The following is a 21,668-nucleotide window of genomic DNA, read 5'->3' as shown; positions in this document are numbered from 1 at the left end:
ACGACCGAGGCCAAGCCCCGCCGCACCCGCAAGAAGGCGGCCGCCGCACCGGAGACCGTCGAGGCACCCGAGGCCGAGGCCAAGCCCCGCCGCACCCGCAAGGCCGCCGCCACTGCCCCGGAAGCGACGGAGACCGAGGCCGAGGCCAAGCCGCGCCGCACCCGCAAGACCGCCGCCGCCGCCGAGGCCGCCGTGGACACCGCGGAAGCCACCGAGGCCAAGCCCCGCCGCACCCGCAAGAAGGCGGCCGCCGCACCGGAGACCGTCGAGGCACCCGAGGCCGAGGCCAAGCCCCGCCGCACCCGGAAGACCGCCGCCGCTGCCGAGACCGTGGTGGACGGGGCCGAGGTGGCCGCGCCCAGGGCACGGCGGACACGCAAGGCCGTGGCCGAGGCCGCCGTTCCGGAGATTCCGGCGCAGGCCACCGACGAGCCGGAGGCCAAGCCGCGCCGCCGGACCACCCGCAAGGCGACCACGGCTGCCGCCGAGTCCGCCGAGGCGGCTCCGAAGGCGCGCCGTACCCGCAAGGCGACGGCGGCCGCGGAGGCCCCCGAAGCCTGATCGGCGCATCGGCGCACCAGCCGGACGGCACGACGGCATCGGCCTGATGGCCCGGCCCACCTCGGTGGGCCGGGCCATCGGCGTTCCCTCCCCGCCTCCGCCCGGCACACGGCCCGTCACCCGCCGCACCGCGACGCCCGATAGCCTCTTCCCATGAGCAGGCCTGCCACCTTCGTCCCGCCCGCCGGTGCCCGTGCGTACTCCCTGCGGACCGCGCGCGGTGCGTTCGCCGTGGTCGACGCGCCCGTAGCCGACGGGATCGAGCCGAGAGGGGTCGCGCTGCTGCTGCCGGGATTCACCGGCAGCAAGGAGGACTTCAACCCGCTGCACGTGCCGCTGGCCGAGCGCGGGTACCGGACCGTGGCCGTGGACGGGCGCGGGCAGTTCGAGACGGACGGCCCCGAGCACGACGAATCCGCCTACGCGCAGGAGGAGTTGGCCAGGGACGTGCTCGCACAGGTGGCGGCCCTCGGAGACGCGCCGGTGCACTTGATGGGGCACTCGCTGGGCGGGCAGGTCTCACGCGCGGCCGTACTGCTCGACCACTCCCCCTTCGCGTCGCTCACCCTGATGGCATCGGGCCCCGCGCAGATCTCGGTCTCCCAGCGGCAGCGCGTGAAGCTGCTCCGGGACGCGCTCGCGGTGATGACGATGGCCGAGGTGTGGGACGCGATCCAGGCGATGGAGGCGCCGGAGGAGACCGCCACCGGCGGGCTGGACGGCGGCCTCGACAACCGGGCCGACCTGCGGCGCCGCTGGATGGGCAACAAGCCCGCCCAACTGCTGGCCACCGGCCGCCAGTTGTGCTCCGAGCCGGACCGCGTCGCCGAACTCGCCGCCCTCCCACTGCCGTTCCACGTACTGTCGGGCGCACTGGACGACACGTGGCCGCTGGCGCTGCTCGACGACATGGCGGCGCGGCTGGGGGCCCGGCGGACGGTCGTCGAGGGCGCCGAGCACTCCCCCAACACCGACCGACCCCACGCCACGGCCCGGGCACTCGCCGACTTCTGGGACGCCCACCCCGCTCCCGCCGGCTGACGGCCGGCCCGCCCGGCCGGCCCTAGTACTGCGTCTGCAGGTGCTCCCAGAAGCCGTCTCTCAGTGCGCGGCGGAGGTCGGCCTGGCCGCGCAGGGAGTACTGGAGCATGCCCTCGGCCTCGACCAGGAGGTCCTGGTCGACGGAGCCGGGGAGGTAGGGGTGGCCGGGCAGCAGCTCGACCAGGGCCTCGCGGCCCCGCGCGGAGAGCCACTTGGCCGCGATCCGGGCGCCGACGAAGCGGACGTCCTCCCGGGTGGGCCGGGTCCCGGCGGCGGGCTCGTAGGCGGCGGCCGTACGGCGGGAGACGTAGGGCTTGAAGAACTCCAGGTCGAGGGTGCGCTGGCTGTCGACCTCCCAGAGCAGCGGCTCGGCCTGGTTGCGGCCTTCGGACGCCTCGATGCCCCAGAGGTGGACCCGGGCGCCGTAGCCCTGGGCCGCTTCCACCGCCGACACCAGGTCCTCGTCACCGCCGAGCAGGGCCGCGTCGCTGATGGCGCGGTGCCGGGCCAGTGACTCCAGGTCGCTGCGGATGAGGGAATCGACGCCCTTCTGCTGGTTGTTGGCGTTGAGGTTGCCGAGGCGGACCTTGACGTCGGGCAGTTCGGCGATGGTCTGCTGCTCGGCGGTGTGGATGCGGCGGCGGGCCCCGTCGTACCAGTAGACGCGCAGCAGCCGGCTGTCGGCGAAGATCGTGCGAGCCCTGTCGATGAGTGCGTCGATCAGGCCCTCGGCGTCGAGGTCGAAGGCGCGCCGGTCCTCCGTCCCGGCGACGAGCCGGCCCGCGGCCGCGTAGAGGTATCCCGCGTCGACGAAGATCGCGTGGGTCGAGGGCGTCTTCGCCACCTCGGCGAGCATGCGCTGCAGCAGCTCGTTGGTGTGGTCGATGCGGGCGGCGAGGGCCGCCAGGTCGTCGTTCATCGCCTCCATTGTCCTGGCGATCACGCTGCGAACACAACCGCTCTCGGTCAGTCTCATGGACGCCGCTTACCGGTCAGTAATTAGACGTTCGAAAAATTTATTTAGCGTAGGGAATGTTTGTAACACGCAGCTCGTTGGATACCTACGACAGCACGTCACACCAGTAGTTCTCCGCAGGAGGATGACCAGACGAAGGGAGAAGCCCGTGCGCTTCGAAATCATGCGACTCGACGAGGTCGACGGCACCACCGTGGACAGCACCGTCGTGGACGCCGCCTCCGTCAACCGGATCGTTCAGCAGGCCGCAGCCGTAGGACAGCGCCTCTGGATCCGCCCGGCCGAGAGCCCGGCCTCGTAACACCCGGCGCTCACTCAAGCTTTCCGGGGGAGCCGAGGCCCGCTTCTCAGCTCCCCCGGATCACCTGAGTGACACCGTTGATGATCTGCTGCACGGCGATCGCGGAGAGCATCATGCCCGCGAGCCGCGTCACCAGGACCACGCCGCCGTCCTTGATGACCCGGATGATCAGCAGCGAGTAACGCATCACCAGCCACAGCACGACATGGATCGCGAGGATCGCGGCCCACACCGAGACCTGCGTGGCCACACTGCCGGCCTTCTGCACGGCGAGGATCACGGACACGATGGCGCCGGGCCCCGCCAGCAGAGGCATGCCCAGCGGCACGAGCGCGACGTTCACGTCCTTGGTCTGCTTCGGCTCGTCGGTCTTGCCGGTGAGCAGGTCCAGCGCGATCAGCAGAAGCAGCAGGCCGCCCGCGATCATCAGGGCGGGGACGGAGACGTGCAGGTAGTCGAGGATCTGGTGGCCCAGGACGCCGAAGGTGGCGATGACCCCGCCGGCCACGCACACGGCCTGGAAGGCCATGCGCTTCTGCACCTTGGCCGGACGGCCGGCGGTCAGGGCGAGGAAGATCGGGGTGATCCCCGGGGGATCCATGATGACGAAAAGGGTCAGGAACAGAGAGCCGAAGACGGCGAGGTCGAACATGGTGGTGCTACAGGCCTTGCTGAAGAGGGGGACACGGGGACGATCGGTCGAGGCGGGCCGGCCGCCTCAGGCTCCGCCGGTCCCCGGCACCGGGAACGCGCCGGTGGCCCGCCGGGTGATCTCGCCGTAGACCTCGGGATGGGTCGTGTACGCGCCCAGCGAGACGGTCTTGCGGCTGCCGTGGTAGTCCGAGGACCCCGTGACCAGCAGCCCCAGCTCGCCGGCGAGACCGCGCAGCCGGGTTCGCGTGTCCGCGTCGTGGTCCATGTGGTCGACCTCGATGCCGTCCAGGCCGGCGGCCGCCAGTTCGGCGATCACGGACTCCGGCACCGTGCGGCCACGCTTGGCGGCGGCCGGGTGCGCGAAGACGGCCACCCCGCCCGCGCCCTTGACCAGCCGGATCGCCTCGAAGGGGTCGGTCTCGTGCTTCTCCACGTAGGCCCGGCCGCCGTCGGCGAGCCACTCCCCGGTGAACGCGTCACTCACGGTCGGCACGACGCCCAGCTCGACCAGCGCGGTGGCGACGTGCGGCCGCCCCACGGAACCGCCCGAGGCGATCCGCTCCACCTGCTCCCAGGTGACCGGCACGCCCAGACCGTTGAGCTTGGCGACCATGCCCTGAGCCCGCGGCACCCGGTCGTCCCGGACCAGCTCGCGCTCGGCGAGCAGACCGGGCTCCTCGGGGTCGAAGAGGTAGGCCAGCATGTGCATGGAGATGCCGTCGACACGGCAGGACAGCTCGGCACCGGTGACCAGGGAAAGACCCTCGGGCAGCGCGGCGATCGCCTCGGCGTACCCGCGGGTGGTGTCGTGGTCGGTCAGCGCGACGACGTCCAGACCGACCGCGGCGGCGTTGCGCATCAGTTCGGCCGGGGTGTCCGTGCCGTCGGAGGCCGTGGAGTGACAGTGCAGGTCGATGCGCACGGCTGCTCCAGGCGGTGTCGGGACGGCGGGGACACCTAAGGATAGCGGCAGGAACCGGATGCCCTGTCACACCCGCAACCCCCCGGCGCCCCCTACAGCCGGCCCTCAGGGTTTCAGCAGCCTCGGCGACAGCGCCCCGCACGGCACCAGGTCTATCTCGGCGCCCGCGTCCCGCAGATCGGCCAGCACCAGCTCGTCGTACATGAGCAGACCGGACTGCTCGGGCCACACCACAGCCCACAGCCACAGCCCCAGCGCCTCGCCGGCGAAGACCGCGCGGTCGTCCGGACCGCCGGCTACATGCCAGAGCGGGGTGGGGCGCCCGGCGGCCAGGACCTTGGCCTGGGGCGGCTTCTCGACGTTCATGTACGGCCCCGGGTCCGGACCGTCGATGCCCGCGTAGTGCGCACCGAGTCCGACGCCCAGCTCCTCGGCGACGAGGATCAGCTCGCCCATGCCGCCCAGCGGGCCGGGACCGGAGCACGCCACGGCGGTGGCACGGCCGCCGCTGCGGTCGTCCCCCGCGTAGACCACGCCCGTGAACAGCCACCCGACCGGCAGCGGCCACGGCATCCACACCGGGACCTGCGTGCGGTGCACGACGACGTTGAGCGCCTCGACGCTGGGCGGGATCACGGGCTGCAGCGGATACACCGTCCCGTGCGCGTCGCACTGCCAGGAATCGGCGAAGAGGCCGGGAGCCCTGACCCGGCCACCACACTTCGGGCAACTGGGTTCGCCCCTCATAGGGCTCCACGGTCCTACCCGGACCGGCCCGCGTCAAGGACGATCACCCGTCCGGGCGGAAGCGGCGTGGCCCGGCCGACCAGGGGAAACTAGATGCATCTTGCATTAATTAGCTCCGCTAACTTACTATGTGCATACACCAACTATCTGCACCGGGACGGGAGAAGCACATGGACCCCTTCGACGCGGGAGCCGGTGGCATCCTGCGACAGCCCAAGGCGGTGTGGGCCACGGCCGGCGCCTCCGTCGTCGCCTTCATGGGCATCGGCCTGGTCGACCCGATCCTGCCGTCCATCGCGCAGGGCCTGCGTGCCACACCCAGCCAGGTGTCCCTGCTGTTCACCTCGTACTTCCTGATCACCGCGGTGGCGATGCTGCTGACCGGCTTCGTCTCCAGCCGCATCGGCGGCCGCAGGACTCTGCTGCTCGGCCTCGCGTTCGTGGTCGTCTTCGCGGGCCTGGCCGGCACCTCGGGCTCGGTCGGCCAGCTCGTCGGCTTCCGCGCGGGGTGGGGCCTCGGCAACGCGCTGTTCGTCTCCACCGCCCTGGCGGTCATCGTGGGCGCGGCGGCCGGGGGCAGCGCGGCGGCGATCCTGCTCTACGAGTCCGCCCTCGGCCTCGGCATGGCCTGTGGCCCGCTGCTCGGCGCGCTCCTCGGCAACGCGAGCTGGCGCTACCCCTTCTTCGGCACGGCCTCGCTGATGGCGATCGGTTTCCTGTGCATCACGGCGTTCCTGAGGGAGCAGCCGAAGCCCGCCCGGAAGACCTCGATACTGGACCCGCTCAAGGCGCTCGGCCATGGCGGCCTGGCCTCCGCCGCCGTCTCGGCCTTCTTCTACAACTACACGTTCTTCACCGTGCTGGCCTTCACGCCGTTCGTGCTGAACATGACCCCGTACCGGTCCGGCGCCGTGTTCTTCGCCTGGGGCCTGCTGCTCGCGGTCTTCTCGGTGATCGTGGCCCCGCGCATGCAGAAGCGGTTCGGTTCGCTGAAGGTGCTCGGCGGCTCACTGGTGCTGCTCGCGGCGGACGTCCTCGTGCTCGGCTACGGCGGCCACACCGCGGCCGTCGTCTGCACGATCCTGTCCGGCGCCTTCATCGGCGTGAACAACACGGTCTACACCGAGCTGGCCCTCGGCGTGTCGGACGCGCCGCGACCGGTGGCGAGCGCGGGCTACAACTTCGTCCGCTGGTTCGCGGCCGCCGCCGCGCCCTACTTCGCGCCGAAGATCGAGGAGTGGACCGACATCCACATCCCGTTCTTGGTCGCGGCGGTCACCGCCGTGCTCGGCGCGGTCGTGGTCCTCGTTCGACGCAAGGCACTCACTCACGAGGCCGAGGAGCTCGAGCCGCGGCACGCCACCGAGGACGGAGTCGGCGTCTTCGCCAACTGACCGTTCGGAAAAGGGCTTTGGTGAGCTTGCTCACTCGGGTGCGGCGTCCAGCGGGACGGACCTGCGGGCGGGATCCCTCAGGTCCGTCCCGCTCGCCAGCCAGCGCTCCTGGAGGGCCGGGGCGCCGTGCACCCGCTTCCAGGCGGCCTCGTTGGGGGTCATCGGCAGCAGCGGCAGGAACCGCACCGGGTCCATCGGGTCGTCGAGCGCCAGGTCCTCGACGAGTCCGCCCGGCTCGCCCACCAGCACGGAGCTGAACGGGGCGCCGGGCCACAGCGGTTCACCGACGTCCAGGGAGGCGCCGGGTGCCACGACCACACCTTCCACCTGCGGGGACGCGGCGAGCACGGCGAGCGGGCGGAGCACCTTGTCGGTGTCGGCGAGGCCGGCGCGGACCGACAGGACCAGCTCGGCGCGCGGGCCCTCCATGGGGTCGGCGAGCATCGCCGTGGGGTCGGTCATGGGGCGCGCGGACATGCCGAGCGTGGCGTAACGGACCACGTCCCCCTCGTGGAAGCGGAGCACCTCGATGCGGTCCGTACCGAGGAAGGTGACCGCGGCGCGCGCGTCCGGTTCGCCCAGCGCGGTGCTCAACCGCGCCTCGACCAGAGGAAGAACATCAACCATGCGGTGAGCATAGAACTCGTCAGCACCGGGCAAAGCGGCGCCTTGACACCACACGCTGCTGCTACGCTGAGCCGGTGGTTCGGGGCAGCACGCAGAAGCGTCGCTATCGAGTCCCGACGCTGAGACTCCCTTACGAGGGACCGGCCGGAGGAGGTGGGGCTGTCATGGATCGAAGTCGACCGTGCAGTACCACTCGCTCTTCCGGCTGCTGATCTAGTTACCGGCTGGCCGCCGCCTTCCCTTTCGCGTCGTCGTTCGGAAGAGCACTTCGTCTCGCTTTGCCTGATCTGTCTGACCTGAATCAGTTCTGCATCAGTAGCGAAGTCGCCACCGCGACGGTGCGGTGCTCCCCGCTTTGTGGACGTGCCAAACATCCTTCCCCGCCCGAGGCCGGGAGGACTTCCGCCGGACGTCCCCATTCCGGGTAGTTCCACCCGTCGACCACGCGCTTTCGCTGCCCGCCCGCGAAGGAGCCTGCCCATGTCGATGATCCGCGACCTGCGCGCCGTGGTCCGCCCGTCGTCCCGCGTCTCGCTGCGCAAGGAACAGAGCGCGCCGTACGACACCACGCGCGACCCCGCGACTCCCTCGGCCGTCGTCGACTGCGCCGTCTACCGCGACGGCGCCCGGGTGCGCAGCGAGGAACCGCTGAGCCCGCACGAGGCCATGCGCCTGGTGCGCCGCGACGGCGGGTTCGTGTGGATGGGCCTGCACGAGCCCACCGAGTCGGAGTTCGCCGGTATCGCCCGGGAGTTCGGGCTGCACCCGCTGGCCGTGGAGGACGCGGTGCAGGCCCACCAGCGGCCCAAGCTGGAGCGGTACGACGACTCGCTGTTCACCGTCTTCAAGACCATCCACTACGTCGAGCACGACCGGCTCACCGCGACCAGCGAGGTGGTGGAGACCGGCGAGGTCATGTGCTTCACCGGCCGGGACTTCTTCATCACCGTCCGGCACGGCGGCCAGGGCTCGCTGCGGGCGCTGCGGCACCGGCTGCAGGACGACGCCGAACTGCTCGCCAAGGGCCCCTCGGCCGTGCTGCACGCGATCGCCGACCACGTGGTGGACGGTTACATCGCCGTGGCCGACGCGGTGCAGGTCGACATCGACGAGGTGGAGACCGAGGTCTTCTCGCCGGGCCGCCGGGGCGGCGTCTCGCGTGGTGTGGACTCGGCGCGGATCTACCAGCTCAAGCGTGAGGTGCTGGAGTTCAAGCGGGCGGTGGCCCCGCTGCTGCGGCCCATGCAGCTGCTGAGCGAGCGGCCGATGCGGCTTGTCGACCCGGACATCCAGAAGTACTTCCGGGACGTCGCCGACCACCTCGCCCGGGTACAGGAGCAGGTGCTGGGCTTCGACGAACTGCTCAACTCCATCCTTCAGGCCAACCTGGCGCAGGCGTCCGTCGCGCAGAACGAGGACATGCGCAAGATCACCGCCTGGGCGGCGATCATCGCCGTACCGACGATGGTGTGCGGGGTGTACGGCATGAACTTCAAGTACATGCCCGAGCTGCACTGGCGGTACGGCTACCCGGTGATCATGGGCGTCACGGTCGCCCTGTGTCTGGGCATCCACCGCACCCTGAAGCGCAACGGCTGGTTGTGAGCGGCCCTGGTTAGGCTGGGCGCATGACAAGCGAGCTGCTCGACCAGGCCCTCGTCGAGGAGGCCACCAAGAAGTCCGGGCTCATCTGGGTCAGGGGCGCCGGGGCCCCGACGGCGCGTGCGCTGTGGCATGTGTGGCACGAGGGCGCGGTGTGCCTGGTCGGCGACGGGCCCGGGGAGCAGCCGCTGACCGGCCTCGCCGACGGCGGCTCGGTCGAGGTCACCGTGCGCAGCAAGGACAAGGGCGGCCGGCTGGTGGCCTGGCGGGCCACCGTGTCCGAGCTTCGCTCCGGCTCACCGGAGTGGGAGGCCGCGGTGGCCGAGCTGAAGGGCAAGCGGCTGAACGCCCCCGACGGCGAGGAGATGCCCGCGCGGTGGGCCCGTGAGTGCCGGGTGCTCCGTCTGGTGCCGGCCGGGTCCCCGCTTCCCTTGCCCCACGGGAGTCTGGCGGAGCGTCCCGCGCCCTCCCCGGCGACGACGCGCCGGCCGGTCCCGGCCGCTCTGCCGCGGCTGCTGGCCGGGCGCCGGAAGAAGAAGTAGCGCCGGGCCCCGGCGGGCTACGACGCCGGGAGCTGCCTGCCGTAGTCGACCGTCTCGCCCTTCGCGGGCCGGGTGACGGTGAAGTCCTTGCCCCAGTCCGAGAAGGTGAGCGTGCCCGCGGAACCCGCGCGCTCCAGGCGGAGCGGGTACGGCTTGCCCTCCAGGGAGACCTCCAGGGTGCCGCCGTCGCCGTCGTCGCCGGTGATCCGGATGGTGCGGGTGCCCGCCGCCTCGTGGTGGCCGTCGGTCGCCAGCGAACCGTGCAGGGTCAGCAGACCGTCGAGGAGGAGGTCCTTGTCCGTGAAGCCGCTGAACTTCTTGTACGAGGGGTCTCCTTGCGGCACCCTCACGTACTTGCCGTCGAGCTTGCCCGCAGCGGACTTGTCGCCGCCGTTCCAGAACTTCGCGTCGGCCTTCAGATACAGCTGTGTACCGACCCGCAGCAGCCCGAAGGTGGCGCCCTGGGAGGTGACCGAGCCGGTGCCGCCGTCGTCCTTCAGCCGCATGTCCAGCCGGTACGTACGGCCGCTGGTGACCACGGTCCCGGCCAGCCGCACCGCGGGAGCGGCGTCGGCGGCGGCGCGGGTCTTCGCCTGGATCTGCCCGGCGGGCAGCTTGCCCACGCCGTTGGTCCCGGCGTCCGGATCCTCGCTGCACCCCGTCAGCGCGGCCGCTCCCGTCACGGCCAGTGCGCATGTCGCGGTCACCAGCGCGGCCCGGCGAACACGGCCCAGGGGCATCGCAGTCACAGGTGGGGCTGCCTTTCTGACGGTTGCTGAGCGGCGTACGGCAGCGTACCGGGGCCCCGCCCGCCCGGCGGAGCCAGTCCGTCCGGACCGCCCACCAGGGCGTACCGGATCGGTACGGGCTAGCCTGAAGCGCACGCGAGCGGGCAGAGAACAGCAATCCCATAGCAAGGCGAGCAAAGGAAGCACAGCCATGGCAGCCGGCGCCCCCCGGATCTTCGTCTCGCACCTCGCCGGGGTCCCCGTCTTCGATCCGACCGGCGACCAGGTGGGCCGCGTACGCGACCTGGTGGTCATGCTGCGCGTCGGGCGGCGGCCCCCGCGCGTCCTCGGGCTGGTCGTCGAGCTGTCCACCCGGCGCCGGATCTTCCTGCCCATGACCCGAGTGACCGGTATCGAGTCCGGCCAGGTCATCACCACCGGTGTGCTCAACGTGCGCCGCTTCGAGCAGCGGCCCACCGAGCGGCTGGTCTTCGGCGAGCTGCTGGACCGGCGGGTGAAGCTGGTGGAGAGCGACGAGGAGGTCACCGTCCTCGACCTGTCCGTGCAGCAGCTGCCCGCCCGCCGGGACTGGGAGATCGACCGCGTCTTCGTCCGCAGGGGGAGGAAGGGGGGCGCCTTCCGCCGGGCCAAGGGCGAGACCCTGACCGTCGAGTGGTCGTCCGTCACCGGCTTCTCCCTGGAGGAGCACGGCCAGGGCGCCGAGAACCTGCTCGCCACGTTCGAGCAGCTGCGCCCCGCGGACCTCGCCAACGTGCTGCACCACCTGTCCGCCAAACGCCGCGCCGAGGTCGCCGCGGCCCTGGACGACGACCGTCTCGCCGACGTCCTCGAGGAGCTGCCGGAGGACGACCAGATCGAGATCCTCGGCAAGCTGGCCGAGGAGCGCGCGGCGGACGTCCTGGAGGCCATGGACCCGGACGACGCGGCCGACCTGCTGGCCGAGCTGCCGGAGGCGGACAAGGAACGGCTGCTGAGCCTGATGAAGCCCGCCGACGCGGCCGACATGCGGCGCCTGATGTCGTACGAGGAGCACACCGCGGGCGGTCTGATGACCACCGAGCCGATCGTGCTGCGCCCGGACGCCACCGTCGCCGACGCGCTCGCCCGGGTCCGCAACCAGGACCTCTCCCCGGCGCTCGCCGCCCAGGTCTACGTCTGCCGCCCGCCCGACGAGACCCCGACCGGCAAGTACCTGGGCACCGTCCACTTCCAGCGGCTGCTGCGCGACCCCCCGTACACCCTGGTCAGCTCGATGGTCGACGACGACCTGCAGGCCCTGGACCCCGACGCCGCCCTGCCGGTCGTCGCCGGGTTCTTCGCCGCGTACGACATGGTGGCCGCCCCCGTGGTGGACGAGTCCGGCTCGCTGCTCGGCGCGGTGACCGTGGACGACGTCCTAGACCACATGTTGCCCGACGACTGGCGGGAGACGGAGTTCCACCTGGACGAGGGAGAGGAGGCGGCCACTCATGGCTCCTGAGCGCGACACCGCGACCCGCGAGCGCAACCCGGTGGGCGCCACGGCAGCCACCCGGCCCCGCGCCCCGCGTCTGGACCAGCCGCGCCCGCCGAGGCGCCGGATCCTGCCCGAGTGGGACCCGGAGGCGTTCGGCCGGCTCTCGGAACGCATCGCCCGCTTCCTCGGCACGGGCCGCTTCATCGTCTGGATGACGGTCGTCATCATCCTGTGGGTGCTCTGGAACATCGCCGCGCCGGCGGGACTGCGCTTCGACCAGTACCCGTTCATCTTCCTGACCCTGATGCTGTCCCTGCAGGCCTCGTACGCGGCCCCGCTGATCCTGCTGGCGCAGAACAGGCAGGACGACCGCGACCGGGTCAACCTCGAGCAGGACCGCAAGCAGAACGAGCGGTCCATCGCCGACACCGAGTACCTGACGCGGGAGGTCGCCGCGCTGCGCACCGGCCTCGGCGAGGTGGCCACCCGAGACTGGATCCGCTCGGAGCTGCAGGACCTGATGAAGGAACTGGAGGAACGGCGGCGCCACGACGGGCATGTCGTATTCCCGGCAGAGCGGGCGGAACGGTCGCCCGGACGTGACGCAGACGACCGCTGAGGGGCTACCCGCGGGCCCCTCGGGGCGCCGTACCATCGTCTCTATGGCTACGGAAGACGCGGTGCGCGAGGCACTGGCGACGGTGAACGACCCCGAGATCAACCGACCCATCACCGAGCTGGGGATGGTCAAATCGGTGGAGATCGGGGATGACGGCGCGGTCGCGGTCACCGTGTACCTGACGGTCTCCGGCTGCCCGATGCGCGAGACGATCACCCAGCGGGTGACCGAGGCGGTCTCCCGGGTCGAGGGCGTCACCCGCGTCGACGTGTCGCTGGACGTGATGAGCGACGAGCAGCGCAAGGAGCTGGCGAACGCGCTGCGCGGCGGCCAGGCCGAGCGTGAGGTCCCGTTCGCCAAGCCGGGCAGCCTCACCCGGGTCTACGCGGTCGCCTCCGGCAAGGGTGGCGTCGGCAAGTCCTCGGTGACGGTGAACCTGGCCGCGGCGATGGCGGCCGACGGTCTGAAGGTCGGTGTCGTGGACGCCGACATCTACGGCCACAGCGTGCCGCGCATGCTGGGCGCGGACGGCCGTCCGACCCAGGTCGAGAACATGATCATGCCGCCGTCGGCGAACGGTGTGAAGGTCATCTCCATCGGCATGTTCACCCCGGGCAACGCGCCGGTCGTCTGGCGCGGCCCGATGCTGCACCGCGCGCTGCAGCAGTTCCTCGCGGACGTGTACTGGGGCGACCTGGACGTCCTGCTGCTGGACCTGCCGCCCGGCACCGGCGACATCGCGATCTCGGTCGCGCAGCTCGTCCCGAACGCCGAGATCCTGGTGGTGACGACGCCTCAGCAGGCGGCGGCCGAGGTCGCCGAGCGGGCCGGCTCCATCGCCGTGCAGACCCACCAGAAGATCGTCGGCGTGGTCGAGAACATGTCCGGCCTGCCCTGCCCGCACTGCGGCGAGATGGTCGACGTCTTCGGCACGGGCGGCGGTCAGACGGTCGCGGACGGCCTCACCCGCACCACGGGCGCGACGGTCCCGGTGCTCGGCAGCATCCCCATCGACGTCCGGCTGCGCGAGGGCGGCGACGAGGGCAAGCCGGTGGTCCTGACCGACCCGGACTCCCCGGCGGGTTCGGCGCTGCGGGCGATCGCGGGCAAGCTGGGCGGCCGTCAGCGCGGCCTGTCGGGCCTGTCGCTGGGGCTGACCCCCAGGAACAAGTTCTGACGGCTCTCGCGGCCGCACGGCCGGGACCAAGGGGCGCCGGGAGGTACTGGCGCCCCTTTCCCCTGCGTATGGGGGCCCGTCGGGCGTACGCGGCGGTTCCCCGTGCGTACGCCGCCGGGAACGTCAGGCGTACGCGGCGACGTCCTTGACGATCGCGAAGCCGAGTCCGTACGCGCTCATCCCCCGCCCGTAGGCGCCGACGTGCACGCCGGAACCGGTGGAGCCGGCCAGCACCCAGCCGAACTCGGACTCCCGGTAGTAGAAGGGCATGGGCACCCCGTCCACCGGGAGTGAGAGCCCGGACCACTCCGGTCCCTCGAGATCGTCGGCCAGCGCCCAGGCGGTCTCGGTCTGCTGGTCCAGCCAGTCGTCGCGCAGGCTGTGGTCCATCTGCCCGGGCCAGGTGAAGGACAGCAGTCCCACGCCCGCCAGCCAGGCCGCCGAGGAGACCGACGTCGCCTCCAGCAGCCCCGTGCCGTCGGCGCTCCGGCGGGACGGGTTCGCGGCCACGGTGACGACGACCGCGAACTTCTCCCGCGGCTCGTCCGTGGCCGCGGCCGTGTGCTCGTTGCGCACGGAGGGCTCGTCGCCGTGCCCGATCGAACCGTGCTCGACGGCGCCGTCGGCCGCCGCACCGACCTGCATCAGCCAACGCGGCCCCGTGAAGGCCTCGTCGAGGCCGTACCAGGGGAAGGGCGCCCGAAGGTACCCGTCGATGGTGCGCGGGGCGGAGGGAGCCGGTTGAGCGCCCTCCGCGGCCGGCGTCTGTGCGCCCACCCGACTTGTCGTCTCCATCTGCCCGGACGCCTCCTCGCTCTCGTCGGACCGGGAGGCCCGCCCCCCTTCGGGCGTACTCGTCCGGTCCGCACAACAACTCGGCAGCATATCCACACCGGTGAGGACAGCAGGGAAACCGACGGGCGCGTGGGTCGCGCGGACGGCGCGCCGGAGGGCTGTGCGACGGGAGCGGGCTGTGAGGTGCGTCACTCCAGCCCGGTTCGGATCAGGTGGCGTCCGCGTCGAACGGCGGGGGGCCGTCCTTGCCGGAGTCCTCGGGCTTCTTGGTCATGTCGATGCGCCCGCCCGACGAGGAGGACGAGGCCTGGCCGTCGCGGCTCTGCACCGCGTCCGTGACCTCGGCCATCTCCTTCTTCAGGTCGAAGCCGTTGCGGATCTCCTTCAGCCCCAGGTCCTCGTTGTCCAACTGCTTGCGGATGAAGGTCTTGGGGTTGAGGTCCTCGAACTCGAAGTCCTTGAACTCCGGGCCGAGCTCGGTGCGGATGTCCTGCTTGGCGCTCTCCGAGAACTCGCGGATCTTCCGGATCGTCCGCGTCACGTCCTGGATGACCTTGGGGAGCTTGTCCGGACCGAAGACGAGCACGGCGAGAACAATGATGGTCACCAGCTCGAGTGGTCCTATGTCATTGAACACCTGACGCTCCTTGCGATCCTCGGTCGCCCAACGGTACCCGGCCCACCTGTCGGACGGGTACCGCCCGGTGGTGAGACTTGCGTCAGTTCCGTGCGGACGGGGCCGGAGGGGCGACCGGGGGACTGCCCGAGGCCGAGGGCGTGTCCGGGCCGTTCAGCCGGGGCGGCGTGATGTCGTCCAGCGGGCGTATCAGCGGAGAGACCGCGGCCGCACCGGCCATCACCGGCGTCGTCAGGTCGCGCATGACGTCCTGGCCCTGCCCGGCGAAGGGTGGCTGGTCGCCGGGCAGCAGCGGGGCCGACAGGGAGGTCGGCGCCGCCGGGCCGGGGCCGAGCGTGCTGCTGCCCTGGGCGAGCAGCGGTCCCACCGCGCGGCGGCGCTGCGTGTCCGGCGTCGCCGCGCCGGGGACCGGGCCCGCGCCCGCGCCCGCCGAACGGGCCGGGACCACGTTGCCGGTGCCGGAGCCGCCGCGGGCGTCCGCGGCCAGGTCGCCGGGGATGGCGGTGGTGACGCCGCCGAGGGCGACCGCGGCCAGCGACACCGCACCGGCGGCGGCGGCCGCGAACCGCAGTCCGCGCGAGGCGGAGCGGTCGGCGTCCGGGCGGCCGACGGGATGGATGCGGAAACCACGCTCTTCGGGAGCGGGGACCACGGCATGGGCGGATGCGGCGGGGACGTAGCCGAACTCGAAGCGCTCCTCGCGCCTCATCCCGAAGACCCCGGTGTCGGAGCCCCGTCCGAGGAAGCCTCCCCCGGGCGCCGGCGTGCCGCCGCCGTCGAGGTCACCTCCCCCGGGAAGCCCCTGGAGGCGGGCCAGGAAGCTCTCGGAGGGTGGCGGCGGGGCCGCCTCGGCGAACACGTTCTTCAGCCGGCGCTGGGCGTCCGCCTCCGCCTTGCACCGGGCGCAGGTGGCCAGGTGGGCGAGGACGCGCTCGCGCGACTCGTGACCCAGCTCCCCGTCCACCAGGGCGGAGAGCCGGTCTCCCAGGTGCTGCTCGGCAAGGTGCGGCTGAGCGGGTTTCGGACGGGATCCGTTCACGCGGTCGCGCCCCCTCCCCCCAGAGCGGGGACACGGGCCACGAAGGAGCGCCGCTCGGCCCTGCGGGCCTCGGGCGACCGGTGGGCGAGGGCCTTGCGGAGCTGGGAGCGGCCGCGGTGGATGCGGGAGCGGACCGTGCCGAGCTTCACGCCGAGGGTCGCGGCGATCTCCTCGTACGACAGCCCCTCGATGTCGCAGAGCACGACGGCGGCGCGGAACTCGGGCGCGAGGGTGTCCAGCGCCTGCTGCACGTCGGCGTCGAAGTGCGCGTCGTTGAAGACCTGCTGCGGGGACGGCTCCTTGCTGGGCAGGCGCTCGGCCGCGTCCTCGCCGAGGGCGTCGAAGCGGATGCGCTGCTTGCGCCGGACCATGTCCAGGAACAGGTTGGTGGTGATGCGGTGCAGCCAGCCCTCGAAGGTGCCCGGCGAGTACGTCGACAGGGAACGGAAGACACGGACGAAGACCTCCTGGGTGAGGTCCTCGGCGTCGTGCTGGTTGCCCGTGAGGCGATAGGCCAGGCGGTAGACCCGGCCGCTGTGCGTGCTGACGATCTCCTCCCAGGTGGGCGGAGTCCACGCCTGCCCGTCCGCGTCGGTGGAGAAGGTCGCGGTCGGGGCGTCGCCGGCGGCGGCGCCGGCGGTCCGGCTGTGGTCAGCAGCAGTGTCGGTCACGGATTTCGGCTTCCCCGCCGCCCCGAGAAGACGCCTCAGCATCCCTCTCCGGTCAACAGGCGCAGCCGCACCTCCCCTGTCAGCTCTGGTGGTGTCCAGTGGAGCCCCTACCATAGCCACCTCGCCCGTTAGGACCGGATAAGCGGTTTTACGAGAAATTGATCTGGGCTGATACGGCTCATACGGCTGCGTCAGCATGTGCTCGGCGTCCCGATCCACCGCTCGCCCCCCATCGCGTCCGGGCCCTTCGTCTCAACCCTGTAAACGCGCGGTCCCATCTGCGGGTTCCCGACGCCAACGGATACAGTCACGCCCAGGCACCCACGGGGACAGGAGAGCGTCATTACCGGCAACCGGCAGACTAGCTGGGCGTTCGCCGACGCCTATGTCGCCGAGGACGAAGCGCTGCGCTGGGCCCGCGACCGGGCCCGCGAGGCAGGGCTGCGCTCGGTGTCGCCCGGCACGGGTGCCGCGCTCCGCCTGCTCGCCGCCTCCGTGGACGCGAAGGCGGTCGCGGAGATCGGCACCGGCTGCGGGGTGTCCGGAATCCATCTGCTGCACGGCATGCGCCCGGACGGCGTGCTCACCACGGTCGACCCGGAGCCGGAGCACCAGCAGTTCGCCCGGCAGGCCTTCCGGGCCTGCGGCTTCGCCAGCAACCGGGCCCGGTTCATCCCGGGCCGCGCGCTGGACGTGCTGCCCCGGCTCGCGGACGCGGGCTACGACCTCGTCTTCTGCGACGGGGACCGGCAGGAGTATTCGGACTACCTAGCTGAATCGTTGCGCCTGCTGCGTCCGGGCGGGCTGGTGGTCTTCGAGGGCGTCTTCGCCAACGGCCGTACGGTCGACTCGGGGCCGCAGCCCTCGGAGGTGCTGCGGCTGCGTGAGCTGCTGCGCACGGTGCGGGAGAGCCAGGAACTGGTCACGTCGCTGCTGCCGGTGGGCGACGGACTGCTGTGCGCCGTCAAGCGGTGAGACGGACCCCCGCGGGGCCCGGACACACGTCCGCCCCGGCACCGCTTACGATGCCGGGGCGGACGGAAGGACAGGATCGCCGGCCCGTCAGACGACGACCTTCTTGAGGGCGTCGCCGAGCGCCTCGGCCTCGTCAGGGGTCAGCTCGACGACGAGTCGACCGCCGCCTTCGAGCGGAACGCGCATGACGATGCCCCGCCCCTCCTTGGTCACCTCGAGCGGGCCATCACCCGTCCGCGGCTTCATGGCCGCCATGCTCGTTCCCCTTCCTGAAACCAGGCTCATCGTCTGCCGAAGCCCCACGAAGGGCACCCCGCGGTCCTAGTACCGGACACGCGACACCGGCATCGAACACATTGCTTCCAGGCCATTATCCCGCATCGCAGGACCCGATGACCAACATCAGTCGGCATCGCTTGCGCAACGCGCGCGAGCAAAACCACCCAATTCGGCGATGTGGCTGCGATACTGCGCCACCGCACGGACGCACGGCGAGCGGTGGCGCTCCGTTTTTGTTTGACGCAGGTCACACCTCCGGTCCGGCCCCCGCGCGGCGATGTCCGCCATGCTGTCCTTCGGACCGTGGCGTACTGAGCGGTACGTCACCACTACTGACCGGAGGGGATGCCCCATGGCCGACACCGTTCTCTACGAGGTGACCGACGGACTCGCGACGATCACGCTGAACCGCCCGGAGGCGATGAACGCGCTGAACGTCGCGACCAAGGTCGCCCTCCGGGAGGCGGCGGAATCCGCGGCCGGGGACAGCGCCGTACGGGCGATCCTGCTCACCGCGGCCGGGGACCGGGCGTTCTGCGTGGGCCAGGACCTCAAGGAGCACATCGGGCTGCTGGTGGCGGACCGCGAGACCGGGTCCGGGCAGACCATGACCACGGTCCGGGAGCACTACAACCCGATCGTGCGGGCGCTGACCGGAGCGGCGAAGCCGGTGGTCGCCGCGGTGAACGGGGTCGCCGCCGGGGCCGGGTTCGGCTTCGCGCTGGCCGCCGACTACCGGGTGGTGGCCGACACGGCGGCCTTCAACACCTCGTTCGCGGGTGTCGCGCTCACCGCCGACTCCGGCATCTCCTGGACGCTGCCCCGGGTGGTCGGCCCGGGCCGCGCCGCCGATCTGCTGCTCTTCCCGCGCAACATCAGCGCGCAGGACGCCCTGGAGCTGGGCATCGCCAACCGGCTGGTGCCCGCCGCCGAGCTGCGGGCCGAGGCCGAGAAGGTGGCCCGGGCCCTGGCCGAGGGCCCGACGGTGGCGTACTCGGCGATCAAGGAAGCGGTGGCCTACGGCCTGACGCACTCCCTCGCCGAGACCCTGGACAAGGAGGACGAGCTGCAGACCCGCGCGGGCAGCTCCGAGGACCACGCGATCGCGGTCCAGGCCTTCGTGAACAAGGAGAAGCCGAAGTACCTGGGCCGCTGAGCGGCCCGGCCGGCCGGGCCGCTGTGCGGCCGGACCGCCTAGGCGGTGCGGCTCACGCACCCTTCCAGGTGGTCGTCGACCAGCCCGCAGGCCTGCATCAGCGCGTACGCCGTCGTGGGGCCGACGAACTTCAGGCCCCGCTTCTTCAGCGCCTTGGAAAGGGCCGTGGACTCGGGGGTGACGGCGGCGACGTCGGCCAGGGTCCGCGGCACCGGGCGGCCCGCCGGGTCGGGGGCGTGCGACCAGATCAACTCGTCCAGCTCGCCCTCGGCCCAGCCGGCGAGCACACGCGCGTTGGCGAGCGTCGCGTCGATCTTGGCGCGGTTCCGGATGATGCCCGGGTCGGCCAGCAGCCGCTCGCGGTCCTCGTCCGTGAACGCGGCGACCTTCTCGATGTGGAAGCCCGCGAACGCGGCGCGGAAGCCCGGGCGGCGGCGCAGGATCGTGATCCAGGACAGGCCCGACTGGAAGGCCTCCAGACTGACCCGCTCGAAGAGGGCGTCGTCGCCGTGGACCGGCCGGCCCCACTCCTCGTCGTGGTACGAGACGTAGTCCGCTGCGGACAGTGCCCACGGGCAGCGGGCCCTGCCGTCGGGCCCGGCGAGGGCGGCTCCGGCGCTCATCGCTGCTCCTCCCGGCCCGGCTTGTCCAGCCGGGCGTGCGCGGCGGCGCGGGCGCCGGCCAGCGCGGACTCCAGGTCGGCGATACGGGCGTCCCGCTCGGCGAGTTCGGCGGCGAGCCGGCCGAGGGCGTCGTCCACGTCGGACATGCGGTAGCCGCGCGGCGCGAGCGGGAAGCGCAGGTTCTCCACGTCCTGGCCGCCGACCGGGCGGTCCGGAGGCAGGGGGTCCCGCAGCCGCTCCGGACCGGCCTCCGGCAACGGGCCGCGCTCACCGCCGCTGACCACGGCGAGTGTCACCGCGGCCACCACGACGGCCAGGGCGACGACCAGGAACAAGAACATCATCATCGCCAGGAGTCCCCACGCTCGGTACCGGACACTGTGCCGGAAGACGGATCTGTCAGGCTCCGATCGTGCCATGCCCGCCGGACGGTTAGGGTCGCAGGCGGCTGTACCGAGGGACGTACTAGGAGAGGTCACAGCGGATGCTCAGGCTGGGCAAGCGGGAATTCGGGCCGCACGAGCCCGTGATCATGGCGATCGTGAACCGGACCCCGGACTCCTTCTACGACCAGGGAGCCACCTTCCGCGACGAGGCGGCCCTCGCGCGCGTGGAGCGGGCGGTGGCCGAGGGTGCCGCGATCGTCGACATCGGCGGGGTGAAGGCGGGGCCCGGCGAGGAGGTCACGGCCGAGGAGGAGGCACGGCGGACGGTGGGCTTCGTCGCCGAGGTACGCCGCCGCTTCCCCGATGTGATCATCAGCGTGGACACCTGGCGGGCCGAGGTCGGCGAGGCGGTGTGCGAGGCGGGCGCGGATCTGCTGAACGACGCGTGGGGCGGCGTCGATCCCGCCCTCGCGGAGGTCGCCGCGCGTCACGGGGCGGGGCTGGTGTGCACGCACGCGGGCGGGGCCGAGCCCCGGACCCGCCCGCACCGGGTGACCTACGACGACGTGGTCGCCGACATCCTGGAGGTGACCCTGGGGCTGGCGGAGCGTGCCGTCGCCCTGGGGGTACCCCGGGAGTCGGTGCTGATCGATCCCGGGCACGACTTCGGCAAGAACACGCGGCACAGCCTGGAGGCCACGCGGCGGCTGGACGAGATGGTCGCCACGGGGTGGCCCGTGCTGGTGTCGCTGTCCAACAAGGACTTCGTGGGCGAGACGCTGGACCGGCCGGTGAAGGAACGGCTGATCGGCACGCTGGCGACGACCGCGGTGTCGGCGTGGCTCGGGGCACAGGTGTACCGCGTGCACGAGGTCGCCGAGACCCGCCAGGTGCTGGACATGGTCGCGTCCATCGCGGGCCACCGCCCCCCGGCAGTGGCCCGCCGCGGCCTGGCCTAGCCCTCTCAGGGGCGCGTCAGCGCCCGGCCTCCTTGGAGACCAGTGCCACCGCTTCCTCGACCTCGTCGGTCACGTGGAAGAGCAGCAGGTCCTTCTCCGTCGCCTTCCCCTGGGCCACCAGCGTGTTCTTCAGCCAGGACAGGAGACCGCCCCAGTACTCGGTGCCGAACAGGACGATCGGGAAGCGGGTCACCTTCTGGGTCTGGACCAGGGTGAGGGCCTCGAAGAGCTCGTCCAGGGTGCCGAGGCCGCCCGGCAGCACCACGAATCCCTGCGCGTACTTGACGAACATCATCTTGCGGACGAAGAAGTAGCGGAAGTTGAGGCCGATGTCGACGTAGGGGTTCAGCCCCTGCTCGAAGGGCAGCTCGATGCCGAGCCCGACCGAGGTGCCGCCGGCCTCGCACGCGCCCTTGTTGGCCGCCTCCATGGCTCCCGGGCCACCGCCGGTGATCACGGCCCAGCCGGCCTCGACCAGCCCGCGGCCCAGCCGCACGCCCGCCTCGTACTCCGGTGAGCCCGCCTGCGTCCGGGCCGAGCCGAACACGCTGATGGCGGGTGGGAGTTCGGCCAGCGTGCCGAAGCCCTCGATGAACTCCGACTGGATCCGCAGGACCCGCCAGGGGTCGGTGTGGACCCAGTCCGAGGGGGCGCGCTCGTCCAGCAGCCGCTGGTCGGTCGTGCTGGCCGTCACCTGTCCCCGCCGCCGGAGGACCGGTCCGAGTCGCTGCTCGTCCGGCGGCTGCTTCTTCCCCAGGGGGTTGCCGGTCGCCATGTGCG

At 71.8% G+C, this 21,668-nt stretch carries 25 protein-coding genes and 1 pseudogene; 12 read left to right on the top strand and 14 right to left on the bottom strand.

The features are described from left to right. Together ACZ6B1_RS11350 and ACZ6B1_RS11345 are read left to right on the top strand one after the other, a co-directional pair. Positions 1-561 (top strand): annotated as a pseudogene (locus ACZ6B1_RS11350) (DEAD/DEAH box helicase); the annotation flags it as partial. Positions 562-714: 153 nt separating this feature from the next. After that, on the top strand, positions 715-1,602 hold the full coding sequence (locus ACZ6B1_RS11345) for an alpha/beta fold hydrolase (RefSeq protein ID WP_468777023.1): 888 nt from the start codon (positions 715-717) through the stop codon (positions 1,600-1,602). 22 nt (positions 1,603-1,624) lie between these two features. Here ACZ6B1_RS11345 and ACZ6B1_RS11340 read toward each other — a convergent pair whose 3' ends face one another. Then, complete coding sequence (locus ACZ6B1_RS11340; RefSeq protein WP_468777491.1) at positions 1,625-2,530, bottom strand: NYN domain-containing protein; 906 nt, start codon at positions 2,528-2,530, stop codon at positions 1,625-1,627. Between the two features lie 196 nt (positions 2,531-2,726). On the opposite strand from ACZ6B1_RS11340, the gene ACZ6B1_RS11335 reads away from it, so the two are divergent. After that, positions 2,727-2,879 (top strand): hypothetical protein, encoded by a 153-nt coding sequence (locus tag ACZ6B1_RS11335; RefSeq protein WP_174266095.1) that lies wholly within the window; start codon positions 2,727-2,729, stop codon positions 2,877-2,879. Between the two features lie 46 nt (positions 2,880-2,925). Here the strand turns inward: ACZ6B1_RS11335 and ACZ6B1_RS11330 are convergent, their stop codons facing one another. The 3 genes from ACZ6B1_RS11330 to ACZ6B1_RS11320 form a co-directional block, all read right to left on the bottom strand. Further along, on the bottom strand, positions 2,926-3,531 hold the full coding sequence (locus tag ACZ6B1_RS11330) for a MarC family protein (RefSeq protein ID WP_143627230.1): 606 nt from the start codon (positions 3,529-3,531) through the stop codon (positions 2,926-2,928). 66 nt (positions 3,532-3,597) lie between these two features. Then, positions 3,598-4,455, bottom strand: a complete 858-nt coding sequence (locus ACZ6B1_RS11325; protein WP_468777021.1) for a PHP domain-containing protein — start codon at positions 4,453-4,455, stop codon at positions 3,598-3,600. Positions 4,456-4,560: 105 nt separating this feature from the next. Further along, the gene (locus tag ACZ6B1_RS11320) at positions 4,561-5,202 is read right to left on the bottom strand and encodes a DUF6758 family protein (RefSeq protein WP_468777019.1); all 642 of its coding nucleotides are present in this window, start codon (positions 5,200-5,202) and stop codon (positions 4,561-4,563) included. 170 nt (positions 5,203-5,372) lie between these two features. On the opposite strand from ACZ6B1_RS11320, the gene ACZ6B1_RS11315 reads away from it, so the two are divergent. Beyond that, on the top strand, positions 5,373-6,596 hold the full coding sequence (locus ACZ6B1_RS11315) for an MFS transporter (protein ID WP_468777017.1): 1,224 nt from the start codon (positions 5,373-5,375) through the stop codon (positions 6,594-6,596). 30 nt (positions 6,597-6,626) lie between these two features. On the opposite strand, the gene ACZ6B1_RS11310 is transcribed toward ACZ6B1_RS11315, so the two are convergent. Beyond that, entirely contained in the window at positions 6,627-7,223 is a 597-nt protein-coding gene (locus ACZ6B1_RS11310) for a suppressor of fused domain protein (RefSeq protein WP_468777015.1), read from the bottom strand. A 480-nt stretch (positions 7,224-7,703) separates the two neighbouring features. Between ACZ6B1_RS11310 and ACZ6B1_RS11305 the strand changes: the two genes are divergently transcribed. Together ACZ6B1_RS11305 and ACZ6B1_RS11300 are read left to right on the top strand one after the other, a co-directional pair. Further along, the gene (locus tag ACZ6B1_RS11305) at positions 7,704-8,828 is read left to right on the top strand and encodes a magnesium and cobalt transport protein CorA (RefSeq protein WP_468777013.1); all 1,125 of its coding nucleotides are present in this window, start codon (positions 7,704-7,706) and stop codon (positions 8,826-8,828) included. A gap of 23 nt (positions 8,829-8,851) precedes the next feature. Beyond that, positions 8,852-9,367 (top strand): hypothetical protein, encoded by a 516-nt coding sequence (locus ACZ6B1_RS11300; protein ID WP_468777011.1) that lies wholly within the window; start codon positions 8,852-8,854, stop codon positions 9,365-9,367. Between the two features lie 17 nt (positions 9,368-9,384). On the opposite strand, the gene ACZ6B1_RS11295 is transcribed toward ACZ6B1_RS11300, so the two are convergent. Continuing rightward, complete coding sequence (locus tag ACZ6B1_RS11295; RefSeq protein ID WP_468777009.1) at positions 9,385-10,116, bottom strand: hypothetical protein; 732 nt, start codon at positions 10,114-10,116, stop codon at positions 9,385-9,387. Positions 10,117-10,306: 190 nt separating this feature from the next. On the opposite strand from ACZ6B1_RS11295, the gene ACZ6B1_RS11290 reads away from it, so the two are divergent. Genes ACZ6B1_RS11290 through ACZ6B1_RS11280 form a run of 3 tightly spaced genes read left to right on the top strand, consistent with a single transcriptional unit; the run spans position 10,307 to position 13,368 of the window. Further along, entirely contained in the window at positions 10,307-11,596 is a 1,290-nt protein-coding gene (locus ACZ6B1_RS11290) for a magnesium transporter MgtE N-terminal domain-containing protein (protein WP_468777007.1), read from the top strand. Next, on the top strand, positions 11,586-12,191 hold the full coding sequence (locus ACZ6B1_RS11285) for a DUF1003 domain-containing protein (RefSeq protein WP_468777005.1): 606 nt from the start codon (positions 11,586-11,588) through the stop codon (positions 12,189-12,191). The genes ACZ6B1_RS11290 and ACZ6B1_RS11285 overlap by 11 nt, the downstream gene beginning before the upstream one ends. Positions 12,192-12,234: 43 nt before the next feature. Next, positions 12,235-13,368, top strand: coding sequence for an Mrp/NBP35 family ATP-binding protein (locus tag ACZ6B1_RS11280; RefSeq protein WP_468777003.1), 1,134 nt, complete (start codon positions 12,235-12,237; stop codon positions 13,366-13,368). 123 nt (positions 13,369-13,491) lie between these two features. On the opposite strand, the gene ACZ6B1_RS11275 is transcribed toward ACZ6B1_RS11280, so the two are convergent. The 4 genes from ACZ6B1_RS11275 to sigE all read right to left on the bottom strand — a co-directional run bounded on the left by ACZ6B1_RS11275 (position 13,492) and on the right by sigE (position 16,552). Next, complete coding sequence (locus ACZ6B1_RS11275) at positions 13,492-14,163, bottom strand: hypothetical protein (RefSeq protein ID WP_468777001.1); 672 nt, start codon at positions 14,161-14,163, stop codon at positions 13,492-13,494. Between the two features lie 208 nt (positions 14,164-14,371). Continuing rightward, positions 14,372-14,800 carry a sec-independent translocase gene (locus tag ACZ6B1_RS11270; RefSeq protein WP_468776999.1) on the bottom strand — a complete coding sequence of 143 codons (429 nt, stop codon included), beginning with the start codon at positions 14,798-14,800 and terminating at the stop codon, positions 14,372-14,374. Positions 14,801-14,882: 82 nt separating this feature from the next. Next, positions 14,883-15,839 carry an anti-sigma factor family protein gene (locus ACZ6B1_RS11265; protein WP_468776997.1) on the bottom strand — a complete coding sequence of 319 codons (957 nt, stop codon included), beginning with the start codon at positions 15,837-15,839 and terminating at the stop codon, positions 14,883-14,885. Beyond that, complete coding sequence (gene sigE, locus ACZ6B1_RS11260; RefSeq protein WP_468776995.1) at positions 15,836-16,552, bottom strand: RNA polymerase sigma factor SigE; 717 nt, start codon at positions 16,550-16,552, stop codon at positions 15,836-15,838. Before sigE ends, ACZ6B1_RS11265 begins: the two co-directional genes overlap by 4 nt. 234 nt (positions 16,553-16,786) lie before the next feature. Between sigE and ACZ6B1_RS11255 the strand changes: the two genes are divergently transcribed. Further along, the gene (locus tag ACZ6B1_RS11255; protein WP_365121028.1) at positions 16,787-17,485 is read left to right on the top strand and encodes an O-methyltransferase; all 699 of its coding nucleotides are present in this window, start codon (positions 16,787-16,789) and stop codon (positions 17,483-17,485) included. Between the two features lie 87 nt (positions 17,486-17,572). Here the strand turns inward: ACZ6B1_RS11255 and ACZ6B1_RS11250 are convergent, their stop codons facing one another. After that, positions 17,573-17,740, bottom strand: coding sequence for a DUF3117 domain-containing protein (locus tag ACZ6B1_RS11250; protein ID WP_018544333.1), 168 nt, complete (start codon positions 17,738-17,740; stop codon positions 17,573-17,575). Between the two features lie 376 nt (positions 17,741-18,116). Here ACZ6B1_RS11250 and chcB point away from each other — a divergent pair, with 376 nt between their 5' ends. Further along, entirely contained in the window at positions 18,117-18,920 is an 804-nt protein-coding gene (chcB, locus tag ACZ6B1_RS11245) for a 2-cyclohexenylcarbonyl CoA isomerase (RefSeq protein WP_468776994.1), read from the top strand. 38 nt (positions 18,921-18,958) lie between these two features. Here chcB and ACZ6B1_RS11240 read toward each other — a convergent pair whose 3' ends face one another. Together ACZ6B1_RS11240 and ACZ6B1_RS11235 are read right to left on the bottom strand one after the other, a co-directional pair. Next, positions 18,959-19,543: a DNA-3-methyladenine glycosylase I gene (locus tag ACZ6B1_RS11240; RefSeq protein WP_468776992.1), complete on the bottom strand. Its 585-nt coding sequence runs from the start codon at positions 19,541-19,543 to the stop codon at positions 18,959-18,961. Continuing rightward, positions 19,540-19,890: a DivIVA domain-containing protein gene (locus ACZ6B1_RS11235; protein WP_468776991.1), complete on the bottom strand. Its 351-nt coding sequence runs from the start codon at positions 19,888-19,890 to the stop codon at positions 19,540-19,542. The genes ACZ6B1_RS11240 and ACZ6B1_RS11235 overlap by 4 nt, the downstream gene beginning before the upstream one ends. A gap of 137 nt (positions 19,891-20,027) precedes the next feature. On the opposite strand from ACZ6B1_RS11235, the gene folP reads away from it, so the two are divergent. Continuing rightward, on the top strand, positions 20,028-20,888 hold the full coding sequence (gene folP, locus ACZ6B1_RS11230) for a dihydropteroate synthase (RefSeq protein ID WP_468776989.1): 861 nt from the start codon (positions 20,028-20,030) through the stop codon (positions 20,886-20,888). A 16-nt stretch (positions 20,889-20,904) separates the two neighbouring features. Here folP and ACZ6B1_RS11225 read toward each other — a convergent pair whose 3' ends face one another. Beyond that, on the bottom strand, positions 20,905-21,663 hold the full coding sequence (locus tag ACZ6B1_RS11225) for an LOG family protein (protein ID WP_468776987.1): 759 nt from the start codon (positions 21,661-21,663) through the stop codon (positions 20,905-20,907). Between the last annotated feature and the right edge of the window lie 5 nt (positions 21,664-21,668).

This window comes from Streptomyces sp. NPDC041129, assembly GCF_055592265.1.
The sequence above is the reverse complement of the archived record's forward strand: the minus strand, read 5'-3'. Positions and strand labels throughout refer to the sequence as shown.

Bases quoted from the DNA above. Each gene is read 5' to 3' on its own strand.
- sigE (WP_468776995.1), bottom strand. From the start codon at position 16,552: ATGCTGAGGCGTCTTCTCGGGGCGGCGGGGAAGCCGAAATCCGTGACC.
- ACZ6B1_RS11290 (WP_468777007.1), top strand. From the start codon at position 10,307: ATGGCAGCCGGCGCCCCCCGGATCTTCGTCTCGCACCTCGCCGGGGTC.
- ACZ6B1_RS11280 (WP_468777003.1), top strand. From the start codon at position 12,235: ATGGCTACGGAAGACGCGGTGCGCGAGGCACTGGCGACGGTGAACGAC.
- ACZ6B1_RS11275 (WP_468777001.1), bottom strand. From the start codon at position 14,163: ATGGAGACGACAAGTCGGGTGGGCGCACAGACGCCGGCCGCGGAGGGC.
- ACZ6B1_RS11240 (WP_468776992.1), bottom strand. From the start codon at position 19,543: ATGAGCGCCGGAGCCGCCCTCGCCGGGCCCGACGGCAGGGCCCGCTGC.
- ACZ6B1_RS11225 (WP_468776987.1), bottom strand. From the start codon at position 21,663: ATGGCGACCGGCAACCCCCTGGGGAAGAAGCAGCCGCCGGACGAGCAG.
- ACZ6B1_RS11235 (WP_468776991.1), bottom strand. From the start codon at position 19,890: ATGATGATGTTCTTGTTCCTGGTCGTCGCCCTGGCCGTCGTGGTGGCC.
- ACZ6B1_RS11320 (WP_468777019.1), bottom strand. From the start codon at position 5,202: ATGAGGGGCGAACCCAGTTGCCCGAAGTGTGGTGGCCGGGTCAGGGCT.
- ACZ6B1_RS11300 (WP_468777011.1), top strand. From the start codon at position 8,852: ATGACAAGCGAGCTGCTCGACCAGGCCCTCGTCGAGGAGGCCACCAAG.
- folP (WP_468776989.1), top strand. From the start codon at position 20,028: ATGCTCAGGCTGGGCAAGCGGGAATTCGGGCCGCACGAGCCCGTGATC.
- ACZ6B1_RS11340 (WP_468777491.1), bottom strand. From the start codon at position 2,530: ATGGAGGCGATGAACGACGACCTGGCGGCCCTCGCCGCCCGCATCGAC.
- ACZ6B1_RS11315 (WP_468777017.1), top strand. From the start codon at position 5,373: ATGGACCCCTTCGACGCGGGAGCCGGTGGCATCCTGCGACAGCCCAAG.
- ACZ6B1_RS11330 (WP_143627230.1), bottom strand. From the start codon at position 3,531: ATGTTCGACCTCGCCGTCTTCGGCTCTCTGTTCCTGACCCTTTTCGTC.
- ACZ6B1_RS11285 (WP_468777005.1), top strand. From the start codon at position 11,586: ATGGCTCCTGAGCGCGACACCGCGACCCGCGAGCGCAACCCGGTGGGC.
- chcB (WP_468776994.1), top strand. From the start codon at position 18,117: ATGGCCGACACCGTTCTCTACGAGGTGACCGACGGACTCGCGACGATC.
- ACZ6B1_RS11345 (WP_468777023.1), top strand. From the start codon at position 715: ATGAGCAGGCCTGCCACCTTCGTCCCGCCCGCCGGTGCCCGTGCGTAC.
- ACZ6B1_RS11250 (WP_018544333.1), bottom strand. From the start codon at position 17,740: ATGGCGGCCATGAAGCCGCGGACGGGTGATGGCCCGCTCGAGGTGACC.
- ACZ6B1_RS11305 (WP_468777013.1), top strand. From the start codon at position 7,704: ATGTCGATGATCCGCGACCTGCGCGCCGTGGTCCGCCCGTCGTCCCGC.
- ACZ6B1_RS11310 (WP_468777015.1), bottom strand. From the start codon at position 7,223: ATGGTTGATGTTCTTCCTCTGGTCGAGGCGCGGTTGAGCACCGCGCTG.